General features: G+C 65.2%; 20 protein-coding genes. 6 read left to right on the top strand and 14 right to left on the bottom strand.

Annotated features, from left to right (window positions below):
• Nucleotides 1–425 precede the first annotated feature (425 nt).
• The 8 genes from WC739_RS09990 to WC739_RS09955 all read right to left on the bottom strand — a co-directional run bounded on the left by WC739_RS09990 (nt 426) and on the right by WC739_RS09955 (nt 8,906).
• Nucleotides 426–1,046, bottom strand: coding sequence for a 2,3-bisphosphoglycerate-dependent phosphoglycerate mutase (locus tag WC739_RS09990; protein ID WP_372952866.1), 621 nt, complete (start codon nt 1,044–1,046; stop codon nt 426–428).
• 85 nt (nt 1,047–1,131) lie between these two features.
• Nucleotides 1,132–1,944: a 4-hydroxy-tetrahydrodipicolinate reductase gene (dapB, locus tag WC739_RS09985; RefSeq protein WP_372952865.1), complete on the bottom strand. Its 813-nt coding sequence runs from the start codon at nt 1,942–1,944 to the stop codon at nt 1,132–1,134.
• Nucleotides 1,944–3,800: an ABC transporter ATP-binding protein gene (locus WC739_RS09980; protein WP_372952864.1), complete on the bottom strand. Its 1,857-nt coding sequence runs from the start codon at nt 3,798–3,800 to the stop codon at nt 1,944–1,946. The genes dapB and WC739_RS09980 overlap by 1 nt, the downstream gene beginning before the upstream one ends.
• A gap of 78 nt (nt 3,801–3,878) precedes the next feature.
• Complete coding sequence (locus WC739_RS09975) at nt 3,879–4,919, bottom strand: glucokinase (RefSeq protein ID WP_372952863.1); 1,041 nt, start codon at nt 4,917–4,919, stop codon at nt 3,879–3,881.
• Between the two features lie 106 nt (nt 4,920–5,025).
• Nucleotides 5,026–6,117, bottom strand: coding sequence for a penicillin-insensitive murein endopeptidase (gene mepA, locus WC739_RS09970; protein ID WP_372952862.1), 1,092 nt, complete (start codon nt 6,115–6,117; stop codon nt 5,026–5,028).
• A 62-nt stretch (nt 6,118–6,179) separates the two neighbouring features.
• The gene (locus WC739_RS09965; RefSeq protein WP_372952861.1) at nt 6,180–7,082 is read right to left on the bottom strand and encodes an NAD(P)-dependent oxidoreductase; all 903 of its coding nucleotides are present in this window, start codon (nt 7,080–7,082) and stop codon (nt 6,180–6,182) included.
• Nucleotides 7,079–8,233: a tRNA epoxyqueuosine(34) reductase QueG gene (gene queG, locus WC739_RS09960; protein ID WP_372952860.1), complete on the bottom strand. Its 1,155-nt coding sequence runs from the start codon at nt 8,231–8,233 to the stop codon at nt 7,079–7,081. Before queG ends, WC739_RS09965 begins: the two co-directional genes overlap by 4 nt.
• Nucleotides 8,214–8,906: a glutathione S-transferase family protein gene (locus WC739_RS09955; protein ID WP_372952859.1), complete on the bottom strand. Its 693-nt coding sequence runs from the start codon at nt 8,904–8,906 to the stop codon at nt 8,214–8,216. Before WC739_RS09955 ends, queG begins: the two co-directional genes overlap by 20 nt.
• Nucleotides 8,907–9,065: 159 nt before the next feature.
• Here WC739_RS09955 and WC739_RS09950 point away from each other — a divergent pair, with 159 nt between their 5' ends.
• Nucleotides 9,066–9,872, top strand: coding sequence for an undecaprenyl-diphosphate phosphatase (locus WC739_RS09950; RefSeq protein WP_372952858.1), 807 nt, complete (start codon nt 9,066–9,068; stop codon nt 9,870–9,872).
• A 101-nt stretch (nt 9,873–9,973) separates the two neighbouring features.
• On the opposite strand, the gene WC739_RS09945 is transcribed toward WC739_RS09950, so the two are convergent.
• Both WC739_RS09945 and rsmI read right to left on the bottom strand, forming a co-directional pair.
• On the bottom strand, nt 9,974–10,351 hold the full coding sequence (locus WC739_RS09945) for a YraN family protein (RefSeq protein WP_372952857.1): 378 nt from the start codon (nt 10,349–10,351) through the stop codon (nt 9,974–9,976).
• Nucleotides 10,352–10,438: 87 nt separating this feature from the next.
• Entirely contained in the window at nt 10,439–11,335 is an 897-nt protein-coding gene (gene rsmI / locus WC739_RS09940) for a 16S rRNA (cytidine(1402)-2'-O)-methyltransferase (RefSeq protein WP_372952856.1), read from the bottom strand.
• A gap of 140 nt (nt 11,336–11,475) precedes the next feature.
• On the opposite strand from rsmI, the gene WC739_RS09935 reads away from it, so the two are divergent.
• A complete protein-coding gene (locus tag WC739_RS09935; RefSeq protein ID WP_372952855.1) occupies nt 11,476–11,664 on the top strand; it encodes a hypothetical protein in 189 nt (62 codons plus the stop codon).
• A 73-nt stretch (nt 11,665–11,737) separates the two neighbouring features.
• Here the strand turns inward: WC739_RS09935 and WC739_RS09930 are convergent, their stop codons facing one another.
• The 3 genes from WC739_RS09930 to WC739_RS09920 form a co-directional block, all read right to left on the bottom strand.
• A complete protein-coding gene (locus tag WC739_RS09930) occupies nt 11,738–12,175 on the bottom strand; it encodes an EamA family transporter (protein WP_372952854.1) in 438 nt (145 codons plus the stop codon).
• A gap of 24 nt (nt 12,176–12,199) precedes the next feature.
• A complete protein-coding gene (locus WC739_RS09925) occupies nt 12,200–12,526 on the bottom strand; it encodes a low molecular weight protein tyrosine phosphatase family protein (RefSeq protein WP_372952853.1) in 327 nt (108 codons plus the stop codon).
• Between the two features lie 305 nt (nt 12,527–12,831).
• Nucleotides 12,832–13,008 (bottom strand): hypothetical protein, encoded by a 177-nt coding sequence (locus WC739_RS09920; protein WP_372952852.1) that lies wholly within the window; start codon nt 13,006–13,008, stop codon nt 12,832–12,834.
• A 309-nt stretch (nt 13,009–13,317) separates the two neighbouring features.
• On the opposite strand from WC739_RS09920, the gene WC739_RS09915 reads away from it, so the two are divergent.
• From WC739_RS09915 to WC739_RS09900, 4 genes are all read left to right on the top strand, one after another.
• The gene (locus WC739_RS09915) at nt 13,318–13,686 is read left to right on the top strand and encodes a septal ring lytic transglycosylase RlpA family protein (RefSeq protein ID WP_372952851.1); all 369 of its coding nucleotides are present in this window, start codon (nt 13,318–13,320) and stop codon (nt 13,684–13,686) included.
• A 257-nt stretch (nt 13,687–13,943) separates the two neighbouring features.
• Nucleotides 13,944–15,227 carry a polyhydroxyalkanoate depolymerase gene (locus tag WC739_RS09910; protein ID WP_372952850.1) on the top strand — a complete coding sequence of 428 codons (1,284 nt, stop codon included), beginning with the start codon at nt 13,944–13,946 and terminating at the stop codon, nt 15,225–15,227.
• Between the two features lie 177 nt (nt 15,228–15,404).
• Nucleotides 15,405–16,022: a transglutaminase-like cysteine peptidase gene (locus tag WC739_RS09905; protein ID WP_372952849.1), complete on the top strand. Its 618-nt coding sequence runs from the start codon at nt 15,405–15,407 to the stop codon at nt 16,020–16,022.
• 264 nt (nt 16,023–16,286) lie between these two features.
• On the top strand, nt 16,287–16,577 hold the full coding sequence (locus WC739_RS09900) for a hypothetical protein (RefSeq protein ID WP_372952848.1): 291 nt from the start codon (nt 16,287–16,289) through the stop codon (nt 16,575–16,577).
• 86 nt (nt 16,578–16,663) lie between these two features.
• On the opposite strand, the gene WC739_RS09895 is transcribed toward WC739_RS09900, so the two are convergent.
• The gene (locus WC739_RS09895) at nt 16,664–17,032 is read right to left on the bottom strand and encodes a helix-turn-helix domain-containing protein (RefSeq protein WP_372952847.1); all 369 of its coding nucleotides are present in this window, start codon (nt 17,030–17,032) and stop codon (nt 16,664–16,666) included.
• Nucleotides 17,033–17,044: the final 12 nt, after the last annotated feature.

The following is a 17,044-nucleotide window of genomic DNA, read 5'->3' as shown; positions in this document are numbered from 1 at the left end:
CTCGAACCTCCACTCCTTGCGGAACACGGACCTGAACCGTGCGCGTCTACCAATTCCGCCATCTGGGCTGGTGCGGGCTCATGTAAGCGGGCAAACGAAGTGTGTCAACGCGCTTTTTTCGAGGGTGAAGCTCGCCTGCCTGGTTTCGGACGTTGGCGCTGCCCCTCACCTGCCTGCCGGCATCCTCTGCCCGTTTCGGACGGGGAGAGGGACGCTGTCATTGATGGTTTCGCCAATCACCGCCGTGACCCGAAAGCCAGCGCTGAAACTGCCTCTTTCTCCCGTCTCTATACCGGGAGTTGAGGAGTGGTCCGCGTAGCGGACGAAAAGCCAACTGCTTGGCTTGTCGAACGCCGGCAGGACAATGAGGGGCGGCGCCGAATTTGAAAAATCGGCATGGAATGCAAGTGCCGAGGCGATTGCCCTCAGTCGCCCAGCACTTCCTTGGACGCCACGGTGGAATCGGCGTTGAGCTGGTAGATGATCGGCACGCCGGTGGCGAGCTCCTCCTTGACGATCTCCGCGCCCGACTTGCCGTCCAGCGCCATGATCAGCGCGCGCAGCGAGTTGCCGTGCGCGGCGACCAGCACCGTTCCGCCGCGCAGCACATGGGGCTGCATGTCGTGCAGATAATAGGGCCAGACGCGCGCACCGGTGTCCTTCAGGCTTTCGCCGCCGGGCGGCGGCACATCATAGGAGCGGCGCCAGACAAGCACCTGATCCTCGCCCCACTTCTTGCGGGCATCGTCCTTGTTGAGGCCGGAGAGGTCGCCATAGTCGCGCTCGTTCAGCGCCTGCTCGCGGATGGTCTTCAGGTCGCCCTGGCCGACGGCATCGAGAATGTACTGGCAGGTCCTCTTCGCCCGGATCAGCGCCGAGGTGAAGGCGATGTCGAATTTCAGGCCACGCGCCTTGAGCTTCTCGCCGGCCGCCTTGGCCTCGGCATGGCCCTGCTCGCTGAGGTCGACATCGCGCCAGCCGGTGAACAGGTTCTTCAAATTCCATTCGCTCTGGCCGTGGCGCACGAGCACGAGGGTCCTCGACATGTCTGCTCCTTCAGGGTTTGGACGGTTCCGGGAAAGTGTAGCGGTTTCCATCGGACTTTCGTGAACAAGAAACTTCCCGGGCCGCTCAGCCCAGGCCGAGCACGTCCCGCATCGAATACAGTCCGGGCTTCCTGCCACGGGCCCATAGCGCCGCCTTGACGGCGCCACGGGCGAAGATGGCGCGGTCCTCGGCGTGGTGGGACAGCGTGATGCGCTCACCGGTGCCGGCCAGGATCACGCTGTGGTCGCCGACCACCGAGCCGCCGCGTAGCGCAGCGAAGCCTATCGAGCCGGTCTTGCGGGCGCCCGTATGGCCGTCGCGGGAACGCACATCATTGCCGGCAAGCGCCACGCCGCGCCCAGCGGCGGCGGCCTCTCCAAGCAGCAGCGCGGTGCCCGAGGGCGCGTCGACCTTGTGCTTGTGGTGCATTTCGAGGATCTCGATGTCGAAATCGTCTGCATCGAGGGCGCGCGCGGCCTGTTCGACCAGCACCGCCAGAAGATTGACGCCAAGGCTCATATTGCCCGACTTGACGATCATCGCATGGCGCGCCGCCGCCGCGATCTTCGCATCGTCCCCAGCCGTGCAGCCCGTCGTGCCGATGACATGGACGATGTGCGCCTGCGCCGCGTAGCCGGCGAACTCGACGGATGAGGCCGGCGTGGTGAAATCGAGCACGCCGTCGGCCCTGGCGAAGACCGGCAGCGGATCATCGGAGATCGGCACGTCGATGCGGCCGATGCCGGCAAGCTCGCCGGCATCCTTGCCCAGATGGGTCGAACCCGCGCGTTCGACGGCGCCGATCACGCGCGCGCCTGATATGGAATGGATGGCGCGGATCAGCGTCTGGCCCATGCGGCCCGCCGCGCCCACCACCACAAGGCCCATATCGCTCATCATGGTCTCCCGACGGCCTTCTTCGCGCGGCTGCGCGGCGGTGGAGTTTGGATCGGCTTGGCATCGTCGACAAGGCCCAGCCCCTTCTTGCCCTGCACCCGGTGGAAGCGGGCGTAGACGCTGTGCGGATCGGCCATCAGCGAGGCATGCGTGCCTTCCTCGACCAGCCGGCCCTGTTCCATGACGATGATGTGGTCCGCATTGACCACCGTCGACAGGCGGTGCGCGATGACGATGGTGGTGCGCCCCTCCATGACCTGGGTCAGGGCCTGCTGGACGCGGGCCTCGGCCTCATTGTCGAGGGCCGACGTCGCCTCGTCGAGCAGCAGGATCGGCGCCTGCCGGACGATGGCGCGGGCGATCGACACGCGCTGGCGCTGGCCGCCCGACAGCGTAACGCCGTTCTCGCCGACCGGCGTGTCATAGCCCTGCGGCTGCTGGCGGATGAACTCGTCAGCCGCGGCCAGGCGCGCGGCCTGTTCGATCTCGGCATCGGTGGCGGAGGGCCGGCCATAGCGGATGTTGTCGCGGATGGTGCCTTCGAACAGATAGGGCGCCTGCGAGACATAGGCGATGGAGCTGCGCAGGGATTGCTTGGTGACCTTGGAAATATCCTGGCCGTCGATTTCGATCGTGCCCGCCTCGACGTCATAGAAGCGCTGCAGCAGCGCCACCAGTGTCGACTTGCCGGCGCCGGATGCGCCGACGATGGCGGTCATCTTGCCGGCGGCGGCGACGAAGCTCAAATCCTGCAGGACGGGCACTTCCTCGACATAGCGGAAGGATACGTTGTTGAACCGCACCTCGCCCGATGTGAAATGCGCCACTGTCGCGCCCGGTGCGTCGCCCTGCTTCGGTTCGAGGTCGAGCAGCTCGTAGATCATGCGCGCATTGACCAGCGCGCGTTCCATCGTGACCTGCATGCGGGCGAGGCGCCGCGCCGGATCATAGGCGAGGATCAGCGCGGTGATGAACGAGAAGACCGACCCCGGCGGCTGGCCGAGCACCAGCGCCCGATAGCCGGAATAGGCGATGACGGCGGTGACGGCCAAGCCGGCCAGCATGTCGGAAATGGGCGACAGCCGCTCCGAGACGCGGGCGATCTTGTTGCTGCGCTGCTCGGCGGTGTCGGCCATCATGCCGATGCGACGCGACAGCTCGTCCTCCATGGTGAAGGCCTTGACGATGGCGATGCCTTGCGTGGCTTCCTGGACGGAGCCGCTCAGCTGTGCGTTGATCAACACGGATTCCCGGTTGATCTTGCGCACCCGACGAGTGATGTAGACGACGGCCCAGATCAACGGCGGTCCGATCAGCAGCGAACTGAGCGACAGCACCGGATCCTGATAGACCATGAGGCCGATGAGGCCGACCAGCGTGACGGCGTCGCGGGTGATCGAGATCAAGGTCAACGACAGGAGATCGCGGATACCGCTGACATTCCCACCCAGCTGTGCCGCCAGTTGACCGGAACGCGTGTCGTTGAAGAAGTCGACGCCAAGCTTCATGAGGTGGTCGAAGGTGCGCTTCTGATAGCGGGCGATCAGGTTGTTGCCGATCCTGGCCAGAACCACCGCCTGGCCGTAACCGGCGAAGCCGCGCACCATGAAAGCGCCCATGATGCCGGCGCAGATCCAGACGATCGAGTCGGCGCGCCGTTCATAGAAGATCTCGTTGACCATGGGGGACATGACCCAGGCCGAGAAGGCGGTGGCGCCCGAAACCAGAAGCGAGCAGACGATGACCACCGCATAGGACCAGCGATGATCACGGCCATTCTCCGCGATGATGCGCCGAAGCACGGCGGTGACTTCGCCGGGGTCGGCTTTCTGCTTGTCTGGGCTTTGAAATGTCAATTCCAGGGACTTCGTCGGTTTCGCCGCCCGCAGACGGGCAATTTCGGCACCCCTCTTAACGCCACGGCGCCGGCTTGCCTATGCCCCGGGGTGACTAACTTCGTCGCGCCAGCGCCGTCCCGACGTCTGGACCCCAAACAGCGACGGGTTGCGGGCATAGGCGGCGAGGCCGAGCAACGCGGCCAGCGGGTGGGTGATCACGTAGACCGGCATGGTGCGCATCAGCGCGCTGTGCGGCGCCTTGTCCTCGAAGGCGGCGCGGAAATTGCCGGCCTTCAGCGCCGGCACGATCTTTTGCGCAATGCCGCCGGTGAGGAACACGCCGCCACGGCTCATGAACACCAAGGCGAGATCGCCGGCGGTGCGCCCAAGGCAGGTGACGAAAATCTCCAGCGCTTCCTCGGCGACCGCATCCGTCCTTGCCAGCGCCGCGGCGGTGACCTGGGCCGGCGTGGTGAAGGGCGACGGCTTGCCGTCTGCCCTGGCAACCGCCCGGTAGACGTTGACGAGGCCGCGTCCACACAGGATCTGCTCACCCGAAATGCGCCCCTCGAGCTTCTCGATATGCGGGAAGACCTGGAAGTCGCGCGGCGTGCGCGGACCGATGTCCATATGGCCGCCCTCGCCCGGCACCGGTATCCAGCGGTGAAGCGCATGCACCAGCCCGGCGACGCCAAGACCTGTGCCGGGACCCAGCACGACGCGGCCGGCATTGGGCTCGGGCGGGCCGCCGCCGATCTTTTCCATGTGCTCCTCGCCAAGCGCGACGACGGCCAGCGCCTGCGCCTCGAAATCATTGAGCACGACGATGTCGCTCAGGCCGAGACTGGCGAACATCTGCCTTGGCTTGACGATCCAGGGGCAGTTGGTGAGCTCGATCTCGTCGCCGTCGACCGGCCCGGCCACGGCCAGCACCGCCGAATTGGGGCGCACCGAGGAGCGGTCGAGCACCGCCGCCTGGATCGCCTCGTCGATCGTGTTGTAGTTGGCGGTCTGGACGATGGTCGGCTCGCCGGCCTCGGCATTGGCGTCGAGTACGATCGAGAAGCGCGCATTGGTGCCGCCGATATCGCCGATCAGGATCGGAAACCGCAGCAAAGTCTCGTCTTCGCCTGACATGCTCTTGGTCGTTCCCCCTTGTGACGAAGTTGCGCCCGTTTCGACCGGTTGACTAGCGCATGGCCCTGGAAAGGGGAAGCGTCAGTTCGGCTGTCCCGTCCCAGGGTCAGTTCATCGGTGGGCGTGGCCGCGGCAGCGGGACGCCGATCTCGGGCGTCGAGGTGAAGGCATTCATCGAGGCCGGCAGCGGCTTGCCGCTGGTCGTGATCCGGGGCGGCGAAGGCTGTTCGGGTTCAGGTTCGGGTTCGGTCGCAGCGACCGCGACGGAGCCGCCACGATAGGTCGCGGCCTCGGCCGACGCCGGCCCCGGCGCGTCGAGCACCGCGCGGCATTCCCTGGGCAGGTTCGCCATGGTCATCAGGTCGCGGGCCTTGGGCGCATCCGGGTTCTTGTTGGGGCGCCAGGGTTCCTGCGTGAACCACCAGGCCAGCGGCTTGCCGCAGCCGTCATCGCCGGGCGTCGCTTCCTGCGCCTTGCAGCCGGGCGATCCCGGCTGGCAGCCGATGCGCATGTGGAAATGGTAGTCATGGCCCCAGAAGGGCCGGATCTTGCGCAGCCAGGTCCGGTCGCCCTGCACGGTGTCGCAGAGCTTCTTCTTGATGCCCGGATTGACCAGGATGCGCTCGACCTGCGGATAGCTGGCCGCCCGCCGCAGCAATCTGGTATGGGCGGGCGTCCACAGCGCGTCCTTCACCAGATGCGTCTTCTCGTCGACCATCAAGGTCGCGCTCATGGTTTCGCGCTGCGCCATCGACAGCGGGCGGCTGGGCATCGGCGTCAGCCAGATGTCGGCGTCGAGGCCGATCTGGTGCGATGCATGGCCTGTCATCATCGGACCGCCGCGCGGCTGCGAGATGTCGCCGATCAGCAGGCCCGGCCAGCCATCTGCGGCGGCGTCGCGCGACAGTCTTTCGACCAGCGCGATCATCGCCGGATGGCCCCAGCGGCGGTTGCGCGACGGCCGCATCACCTCCCAGGTGGGGCCGTCCATGGGAATGGCGACGCCGCCGGCGAAACAGCCTTTGGAATAGAAGCCTATCGATTGCGCCGCAGTCGCGGCCGGCAGTTTCCTGGCGCCGAACAGGTCCTTTGCCCGCTCCTCGGCTCCGGCTGGCTGTGTGGCAAGGCCAACCAGGGCGAGCAGGCCAAGGGCCGCCGCCAGCAGGGATGTCTCGCCAAACCGCATCGCTATCTTCATCAACCCGGACCCCACGGCAATCACAGCCGAATCATAACACGACGCGCCCGCCGCTTCGACCGTCAGCGCTTCATCGGGCTGCGTGCCTCGCCGTCGCGCCAATCGCCGCTTGCCCACAGATGGTCGAGGGCGGCGCGATAATCCGGAAAGCGAAAGCGGTAGCCGGCCGCTTTGATCGCCGCGTTGGCGACGCGTTTGTTCTCGCCATAGAAGGACCGCGCCATGGGCGAAAGTTGGGCGGCGTCGAAGGGAATCTCGGGCGGCGGCTCGACGCCCATCAGCGACGCGGCATAGGCGACGACATCCTGCGGCGGCGCCGGCTCGTCATCGGTGACGTTGAAGATGCCGCCCGTATTGCCTGAAATGAGCTGCCACAACGCCCCCGCGATGTCGTCGCAATGGATGCGGTTGAACACCTGGCCGGGCTTGACCAGCCGCCGCGCCGTGCCGTTTTCCACATTCACCAGCGCGTTGCGGCCCGGGCCGTAAATGCCCGACAGGCGCAGGATCGCCACCGGTAGGCAACGGTCGCTGCCCAAGCGCAACCAGTCCGTTTCGGCCTTGACCCGCATCACCGAGCGCTTCGACACCGGCCGGCATTGCGCCGTCTCGTCGACCCATGCGCCATCATGATTGCCGTAGACACCGACAGTGGAGAGATAGCCGATCCATTGCAGCGCGGGCATCCGCTCCATGATCGCGGCGCGGCCGACATCGAGCACGGGATCGCCGGACTCTTCGGGCGCGACCGAGACCACCATATGCGTCGTCTGCTTCAGCGCGGCGCCGATTTCATCGGTGAGCGCGCCGTCGAACAGCAACGGTTCGATGCCGGAATTGCGCAGCGTTTCGAATTTCTCCCGCGAGCGCGTCGTGCCGACAATCGTGGCCGCGCCCTGGTTGGCGAGGGCGAAGGCCTTGCCGGAATAGCCGGCGCCGAAGATGAAGATCCGTTTTTCACTCATGCGTATGCCCTGGTTGGCCGCGCCAGACGCCATTCGTCGCGCACGGCGGCGTCGCTCTCGGTGTTCAGGCTGGCCGCGGCCCGTTGCGAATATTCGGCGTCGGAGACAAGCTGGGCCAGCGCCCATATCGCCGCACCGCGCACCAGTGGCGAGCCATCGCCGAGCAAGGCGCGCACGACGCCGGCCAGCGAAGCATCGCCGGAATTGCCGGCGGCGATCAGCACGTTGCGGATAAAGCGGTCGCGGCCGATGCGCTTGATAGGCGAGCCGGAGAAGAAGGCGCGAAAAGCGGCGTCGTCGAGCTGCAGGAGATCGGCAAGCGCAGGCTCCCGCAAATCCTCGCGCGCGGCAAGTTTTGCCTCGGAAGCCGTCTTGGCGAACTTGTTCCATGGGCACGCGGCCAGGCAGTCGTCGCAGCCATAGATGCGGTTGCCGATCGCCTCGCGGAATTCATGCGGGATCGGCCCCTTGTTCTCGATGGTGAGGTAGGAAATGCAGCGCCGCGCGTCGAGCCGGTAGGGCGCCGGAAAGGCATCGGTCGGGCAGGCATCGAGGCAGGCGCGGCAGGAACCGCAATGGTCGATCTCGGCCAGGTCAGGGACCAGTTCGGCGGTCGTGAAGATGGTGCCGAGGAATAGCCAGGAGCCGTGCACGCGGCTGACCAGGTTGGTGTGCTTGCCTTGCCAGCCAAGCCCGGCTGCCTCCGCCAGCGGCTTTTCCATGACCGGCGCCGTGTCGACGAACACTTTCACGTCGCCACCGGCGCGCGCCACGATCTTGCCGGCTATCTCCTTCAGCCGGCCCTTCATCACTTCGTGATAGTCGCGGTTTTGCGCATAGACCGAGATGGCGCCCCGGTCGCGCCTGGCCAGCAGGTCGCGCGGATCATGGTCCGGCCCGTAATTCATCGCCAGCACGATGATCGAGCGCACTTCGGGCCAGAGCGTCGAAGGGGCGCTGCGCCTTTCCAACGTCTCGGCAATCCAGTCCATCGAGCCGTGGAAGCCGTCGGCGACGAATTCGGCCAGGCGGGCCGGGGCCAGCGGGATGGCATCGGGAGTGGTGACGGCGATGGCGTCGAAGCCGGCGCGATGCGCCTCCGCGTCGATCAACGCGCGCAGGTTCGCGGCGTCAGAAATCGAGGTCCGCATAATGCGACACCGGCGACAGGCCGCGCACGCGGTCCGTCAAAAGCGGCCGGAAGGAGGGCCGCGACTTCACCCGCGTGTACCATTCGCGCGCCGCAGAGTGCTCGCGCCAGTCGATCTCGCCCAGATAGTCGAGCACCGACAAGGTCGCGGCAGCCGCGAGATCGGCATAGGTGACCCTCGAGCCGGCCAGCCAGTGGCGGGTGCCGGCCAGCCAGTTGGTGTATTTCATGTGCTGGCGGATGTTGGCGCGGGCCGCGCGGATTGCGCCCGAATCGGGCGAGCCGCCCCCCGCCGTTTCCGGCATGATCGGCTTCAGCACGCGTTCGCGCACCAGATGCCGCGTCACTTCGCTTTCGGCCTTGTTGAGATACCAGTCGGTCAGCCGGCGGATTTCTGCGCGCTGCATCGGGTCCTCGGCGAACAGCCGCTTGTCGCGCTTCAAGACGCCGCGCGTCTCGTCGAGATACTCGGCGATCACGGTCGCGCCGATGATCGGCACGTCGCCTTCGGCCAGGAGGATGGGCAGCGTGCCGGCCGGATTGAGCGCCAGGAACTCCTTGCGCCGCGTCCACGGCTTTTCCTCGATAAGCGCCAGCTCCTCGCCATACTCGCCAAAGGCGAGGCGCACGAAGCGGCAGGTTGCGAACATGGGATGGTGGAAAAGCGTCAGCATGGTTCCGCGATGATAAAGCGCACTGGCGAATCGCCGGGCGCACCGGTAAGTCTTGGCCGCCCGGTTAGCGGGCCGTCAGGGTGTTGCGACCTATAGGGGCAGTTCAACGCCATGACAAGCAAGCCATTCTGTCAGCCGTCGCGCTAATCCGAGGTAGAAATGGAAACCCAGACCATCGTCGAAGCCCTGCTGCTCGGCCTGCTGGAGGGGCTGACCGAGTTCATTCCGGTCTCCTCGACAGGCCATATCCTGCTCGCCGGCCATTTCCTCGGCTTCCATTCGACCGGCAAGGCCTTCGAGATCCTGATCCAGCTCGGCGCCATCCTGGCGATCCTCAGCGTCTATTTCCGCCGCCTGTGGCAGATGCTGCTGGACCTGCCGCATGACCGGCTGACGCGGCACTTCGTCATCGGCATCCTCATCGCCTTCCTGCCGGCCGCCATCATCGGCGCGCTGGCGCATGATTTCATCAAGACGGTGCTGTTCGAATCGCCCAGGCTGATCTGCATCATGCTGATCATCGGCGGCGTCGTGCTGCTTCTGGTGGACCGCATGAACCTGAAGCCGGTCTACCGCGACGTCGAGCGCTTCCCGACCCGGCTCTATCTGCAGATCGGACTGTTCCAGTGCCTGTCGCTGATCCCCGGCACGTCGCGCTCCGGCTCGACCATCGTCGGCGCGCTGCTCCTGGGCGTCGACAAGCGGGCAGCGGCCGAATTCTCCTTCTTCCTCGCCATTCCCACCATGGTCGGCGCCTTCGCCTTCGACCTGTTCAAGAACCGCAACGTGCTGACCACGGCCGATTTGCCGATTATCGCCATCGGCTTCGTCGCCGCCTTCGTCACGGCGCTGGTGGTGGTGCGCTACCTCCTCGATTACGTCTCGCGCAACGGCTACTCGCTGTTCGGCTGGTGGCGGCTGGTGGTCGGGATCGTCGGGCTGGCGGCGTTGTTTATCTGGGGGTGAGGAGTGGTCCGCGTAGCGGACGGAAAGCCAATTGCCTGGCTTTCCGAACGACGAACGCCCTGAGCCAGCGACGGGCGAGCAACGCCCGTCAGTGACTCCCCCTAATTCCGTCCATAAAACGCGTTCTCGACATGCACCGGCCAGCGCCACGGCAGTACCGCCACCATGTCGAATCGCATCGACAATTTGCCGTAGTCCGGCTGGCGCGACAGCCAGATGTCGGCCGCGGCCTCGATACGGCGTTCGGATTCGTGGGCGATCGCCTGCATGGCTTCCATCAGCGTGCGGCGCGCCTTGACCTCGACGAACAGCACGAGGTCGCCGCGCCGCGCGATCAGGTCGATCTCGCCGAAGCGTGTGCGATGGCGGCGCGCGAGGATGCGGTAGCCCTTCAGCATCAGCGCGGCCGCCGCCAACCATTCGCCGCGATGGCCGCGCCGATAGGCCTTCTGGCGGCTGGCGCTCGGCCGCTCAGCCACCGCCGCCCTCTGCGGAATTCTGTCTGGCCACGATCCCATCCGCAAACCGGTCTCCACTTTTTGCGTTCGTTGGCCTTCGGTTCTGGATCATGGTCTGTCCTTGAGCTCCAGCAGCCGCCGGTAGAGCGCCTGCTTCTGGCCGCCGGTCATCTTCGCGGCCTCGGCCGCTGCCTTGGACGCCGGCATTTCGGCGGCCAGCGACAAAAGCAGGCGATCGATGTCGGCGGGTTCGTCCGCCTTGGCCTCGGCCGGACCGACGCAGACGACGATCTCGCCCTTCGGCGTATCGGCCGCCGCATAATGGTCGGCGAGGACCTGCAGCGTGCCGGTGCGCATCTCCTCGAAGGTCTTGGTCAATTCGCGGCCGATGGCGGCCTTGCGCGCGCCGCCGAGCGCCTCGACCATGGCGCCGAGGGATTCGGCCAGCCGGCGCGGCGATTCGAAGAAGATCAGCGTCGCCGGCACGGATTTCAGCGCCTCCAGCCGGCTCAGCCGTTGCCCCGATTTGACCGGCAGGAAGCCGGCGAACAGGAAAGCGTCCGACGGCAGGCCGGATGCGGTCAGCGCGGCGAGCGGGGCCGACGGGCCGGGGATCGGCACGACGCGGATGCCGTGGTCGAGCGCCTCGCCGACCAGCCGGTAGCCGGGATCCGACACCAGCGGCGTGCCGGCGTCGGAGATCAGCGCCACGCTCTGTCCGGCCTGGAGAGCCGCGATCAGCTTGGGCCCGGCCTCACCGGCATTGTGCTCGTGATAGGCTGTGGTGCGGCGGCGGATGCCGTAGCGGTCGAGCAGGACGCGCGACACCCGGGTGTCCTCGCAGGCGACGATGTCGGCGGCGGCCAGCGTTTCCAGCGCGCGCAGCGTGATGTCGGCCAGATTGCCGATCGGCGTCGCCACCAGATAGAGCGCCGGCTCCAGCGGCCGCGCCGCGATCTCGGCCTGGCCGACCACATAGCTGCGCTTGCCCGTCTCGCCGGTCACTGATGGCTTCTCCATTCAGCCCTGTTTGGCACGGCTGGCGGCGGCTTGCAAAGCAGGCGGCCGCGACCGCCATTCCTTCGCCACAGTAGGGAACGAAACCGTCAATGGCAGATTAGCCCCTGATTCCGCAGGAGGACAGGATGATGGACAGCTTGGCGATTCAGGACGCTTTCGCACCCTACTATGCCGGCCGCGACCGCGTTGCCGCCACGAGGGACAAGCGGCCGGCCGCCGAGGTCGCACCCAGCCCGACCTGGTGCGGCACAAGCGCCTTGCCGACGAATGTCAGGCTATCCGACAACGAACCCGACAGCACGACGGAGCACTGACCGGACGATGCCCAATCGCTTCGATATCTTCATCAGCCGTCTCGAGACGAAGACCGCGCGCAACGGCGTGCCGCTACCCCCGATAGGCGACCAGCACCGCGCCCGCCGCGATAAGAGCGACGCCAAGCCAGTTCGCTCCGGTGAGTCGCTCGCCGAGAAAGGCCGCGCCAAACACCGCCACAAGCACGACGCTTAGCTTGTCGATGGGCGCCACCTGGGCCGCATTGCCGATCTTGAGGGCCCGAAAATAGCACAGCCACGAGGCTCCGGTCGCCAGGCCGGACAAGGCGAGGAACAGCCAGGTCTTGCCCGAGATCGTGGACGGCGACTGGAACTGGCCGCTGGCGAGCAGGATGGCACCGAGCACGATCATGATGATCACTGTGCGGATGAAGGTGGCGAAATCGGAATTGATGTTTTCAATGCCGACCTTGGCAAAAATCCCCGTAAGCGCGGCGAAAGCCGCCGACAGCAGCGCCCAGAATTGCCAGGATGATAGGGGCAGGGTCATGCCGGTTAACTCTCGGGTGACATCTCAGCTCAGATATCGCGAAACGCGTGTCTCGAGAAGCCGCACCAGCTCCGGGTCCATGAATTCATAATTGTCGGGGATGTTGAGGCAGATGACGCGTGCCTTGCCCAGGCTCGCCCTGAATTTTGTCTGCAGCTTGGTGCGATGCGCTTTTTCCATGACGAAGATGATATCGGCCCACGCCACCAGCTCATGCGTCAGCGGCGTATCGGCATCGTGGTTGGTTCCAGCCGAAGCAACCTCGATATCCCGGCGCCGGGAAAACACCTGCTCGGCGGCGGTGGGGCTGCGCAAGCGGTTCTGGCTGCAGACGAACAGGATGTTTTTCACGAGGCCGGCGCGCCAGATCCGCTACCGATGCCGAACTTGGCGAAGCTCGCGGTAAGCGGCCGAAATTGCTGGGATGACAGGGACAGGGTCATGCCGGCCCTCATACCGCTAACACCGCCTTTGCAGAAGGCGCAATCGTCTCAGTGAAACCGATCCGGCGTCTCGCATCGCCTTCCGGAGGACAGGAAGGGGGCAAGGGCCGGATAACTCGCGCCTTTCCTCTCCCCCGTCGAACGGGAGAGGTTTCGAGCGAAGCTAGACGGAGTGGGGGTCGATCTTGCATCGCGATTGGCGAGCGGCTTCCCCTACCTGTTCGCCCACACCAGACCGGCCAGGCCGACCAGCATGGTGAAAAGGCCGATATAGAGCCATCGCGACTCCCCGGTCATGAAGCTGCCGCCAACCACACCGATGCCTTGCAGCGCCCACAGCGCGCCAATGGCAAGCACAATCAACGCCAACAGATTTTTGGTCAGTCTCATTGACGGATCTCGCTTTCCGAGTTGATCGGGCGCGGCGCCATGGGCAAGACGGAAGAACCTAAGGAAGTCGCCCAGTCACGCGGCATTCTACTTGGGGACCTTCGCCGGATATTGTCAAATGGATTGAGGCAAATGGCGTAAAGCTGACCGGAAATTGGTCCTGCCAGGGCGGAAAATCACTGACAGACTGTTACCCGCCGACTCCAAACGTGTGCCATTGCCACGGAACGGCCGGCTGCTTGCCGCATTTCCCGCCTTATTCGGCACCAAACGGCTTGGGTCTGTCAAAAACGGAGCCACCCCCACCTGATGAAGAAGCTAAACCAGACCGCGCTTGTCGCGGTAACGATCGCTGCTGGCCTGATGGCTGGCGCCTCCGCCACCTCCGCAAGTGCCGCTGCCGGCCAGTGTGGCCGCGCTTCATGGTACGCGCTGCATTCGAAGACCGCTTCGGGCGAGCGCATGAATCCATCGGCGATGACCGCCGCGCACCGCACGTTGCCGTTCGGCACCAAGCTGCGGGTCACCAATCAGGGCAATGGCCGCAGCGTCGTGGTGCGCATCAACGATCGGGGCCCTTTCATCCGGGGCCGGGTGCTCGACCTGTCCAAGGGCGCGGCCAACCAGCTCGGTTTCATCGGCTCCGGCCATACCGCCGTTTGCATGGCGCGCGTCTGATAGGTCCTGCCGGGGTCTAATCGAGCTGATTGGACCAGCCTTGGGCCAGGGTGTCGACGCTGGTGTCCTTCGCAGACGCACATTGAGCCGGCTCCCCTCATTCAAGCTGGTTTTCAAGGCTTTGAAAGAGATCGGGCCCCAAAGTCCCGCAACGTCACGTATTGCATCGCAGCAATTAGTTGTTACCTTCCCCGCGAGACATCAGGGTTCGGCGCTGCTCGTCGTCCCTTTGGTCGCAGGCAGCAGCGGGGTTCTCGATGTTCTACCAGCTCTATGAGATGAACCACGCCGCGTTGCAGCCCGCGCGTGCCTATGCCGACGCGGTGCGGCTGTTCTATTCCAGCCCGCTCAACCCTCTTGCACACACGCCCTGGGGCCGTTCGGTCGCGGCCACCGCCGAATTGTTCGAGCGCAGCACGCGCCGCTACGGCAAGCCGACCTTCGGCCTGACCAAGACCGTGGTCGACTGGAAGAACGTCGAGGTCACCGAGAAGACAGTGTGGTCGAAGCCATTCTGCAATCTGATCCGCTTCGAACGTGATGTGCCCGCCGGGCGCAAGCCCGACCCGAAGCTTCTTATCGTCGCGCCGATGTCCGGCCACTATGCGACCCTGCTGCGCGGCACGGTCGAGGCGATGCTGCCCCATGCCGACGTGCACATCACCGATTGGACGGATGCCCGCATGGTGCCACTGATCGAGGGTGGTTTCGATCTCGACGATTATATCGACTACGTGATCGAGATCCTGCACGCGATGGGTCCCGACACGCATGTGATGGCGGTTTGCCAGCCTTCCGTGCCGGTGCTTGCCGCCGTGGCGCTGATGGAAACGCGCGGCGATCCATTCGTTCCCTCGACGATGACCCTGATGGGCGGGCCGATCGACACCCGTCGCAACCCGACGGCAGTCAACCTGCTGGCGCAGGAAAAAGGCATCGACTGGTTCCGCGACAATGTCATCATGCGCGCGCCCTGGCCGGTGCCGGGCTTCGGCCGCGAGGTCTACCCCGGTTTCCTGCAGCTGTCAGGCTTCATGGGCATGAACCTCGACCGCCACATCACCGCCCACAAGGACTTCTTCGTTCACCTCGTGAAGCATGATGGCGACAATGCCGAGAAGCATCGCGATTTCTACGACGAGTACCTAGCGGTGATGGATCTGACAGCCGAGTTCTATCTGCAGACCGTCGACACCGTCTTCGTCCGCCAGGCTCTGCCCAAGGGCGAGATGACGCATCGCGGCACCAGGATCGATCCATCCTCGATCCGCAATGTCGCGCTGTTCACGGTCGAAGGCGAGAACGACGACATTTCCGGACTGGGCCAGACCAAGGCGGCGCATGATCTGTGCCCCAACATCCCCGCCGACAGGCACGCCCATTACATGCAGCCGGTGGTCGGCCATTACGGCGTGTTCAACGGGTCAAGGTTCCGTTCCGAAATCGTGCCGCGCATCGTCGACTTCATCACCAGCTATGGCCGACAGGACCGTGTCGCTGTGAAGCCGAGGCTGGTCCGTGGCGCCAAGAAGCAGGCCTGACCCGCCGGAAACCCGGCCATTCGATTGAAAAGATGCGTTAATTGGCCGAGTCTGTTGCACAATAGACGCTGTCCTGCCCCTCGGGTAACCATGCCGACAATACGTCTGTCGTCGTAATTGACACGGACTGTAAATCCCCCTTAACCTTTCGTTAACAACAAGGGGCGAGCGGGGACAATGATATCCTCATCAGTGGCGCGACGGCTGCGCGTGTGCGTGGCGACTGGGCTGGCAATGGCGGCAGGCTGGGCGGCACCGGCCTTCGCGGCGGGGGCGATGGCAACGGGGGGCCTGACCTCACAGCCGATCGGCCATTATGATTTCTGCAAGCTCAACCCCGGCGAATGCTCGATCCGCCCGGCCAATCTCGCGCCGGCAACGATGAACGACGGGTTCATGAGCAAGCTGATCAGCGTCACCGTCAAGGTCAATGCCGCCGTCAAGCCGATGAGCGACATGGATATCTATGGCAAGGACGAAGTCTGGGCTTATCCCGACCATGGCGTCGGCGATTGCGAGGACTACGTGCTGGAAAAGCGGCGCGACCTCGCGGGCATGGGCGTCTCGCTTGCCGATCTTCTGATCACCGTGGTGCGCAAGCCCGATGGCGAGGGCCACGCCGTGCTGACGGTGCGCACCGACAAGGGTGACTATGTGCTCGACAATCTGACCAACAAGGTCAAGGCGTGGGACCAGACCGGTTACCGCTTCCTCAAGCGGCAGGCGATCGACAACACCGGCCGCTGGGTTTCGATCCGGGGCGGCCAGCAGATCCTGGTGGGCGCGGTTCAATAAGGATCGGCAGCAGCCTCCTCTCGCGAGGCGGCCACCCCTCGCTTCGTCATCAGGACAAGCAGCGTATCTCCGTGGCATCAGCGATCCTGCGCCGCCGTCGCGGGATGCCGCCTCGCTGCGGCGCTGGCGACCGGGAAAACGTGCCTGGCAAAGGCAATCCTCGGCCCGCATAGCCGCCAGATAATTTTTTGAACTCTCCGTGAACCATTTCGGTCCCGCCGGCGACATACAGCCGTAAACCGAAACCAACCATGGAGACCTTCAATGACTGCTTTTCTGCGCAATACGCTTCTCGCCGCCGCTGCCGTAGCGTCCCTCGCCGGGTCGGCCCTGGCGGACGAGACCATCCCCAGCTGTGCCAAGACCAGCCTCAATGATTTGTGGAGCGGCCGCTGTTGCGACGCCGGCGCATCGGACTGCAGGGGCGGTGGCCGCCGCCATTACGACAATGGCGACCCGGGCCAGAACGGTGGCGAACACAATGGTGGGGGCGACAATGGCGGCCGGGGTAACAATGGTGGCGGCAACAATGGCGGGACGGCAGGCAAGGCCTGACCTCGCGGCGCGGGATTGATGGCGGCGCTTCGGCTGAAGCGCGCGCCGGCACCGGCCCAGTTCGCCATTCGCCGGCAGGTCCAGCCCTATGGCCGCCGGTCCAGTGCCGCGCGGATCGACGCATTGATGCGGCGCAGCTCCGTCTCGTCGAGTTTTTCGATGTTGTCGGCGAGCAGGTTGGCAAGCTCGGTGGCGGCGGGGCTGAGTCCCGACGTGTCGAGCTTCACGCGGGGATGCGAGGTTTCGGCCAGCCGTGCCAAATCCTCGGCATCGTCCCAGATGACGTTGAAATAGCCGATGATCTTCTGGATCAGCGTCCAGGTCGGCGCGCCGCGCCTGCCATGCTCCAGCGCCGACAGATAGGCGGCGCTGACACCGATCGCCGCCGCCATGTCCTTCTGGCTGACGCCGCGCTCACTTCTGAGAGCACGCAGTCTTTCGCCGAACGGCGTCACCGGCCCATCCTC

Source organism: Mesorhizobium sp. (assembly GCF_041661565.1).
Lineage (GTDB): Bacteria > Pseudomonadota > Alphaproteobacteria > Rhizobiales > Rhizobiaceae > Mesorhizobium.
The sequence above is the reverse complement of the archived record's forward strand: the minus strand, read 5'-3'. Positions and strand labels throughout refer to the sequence as shown.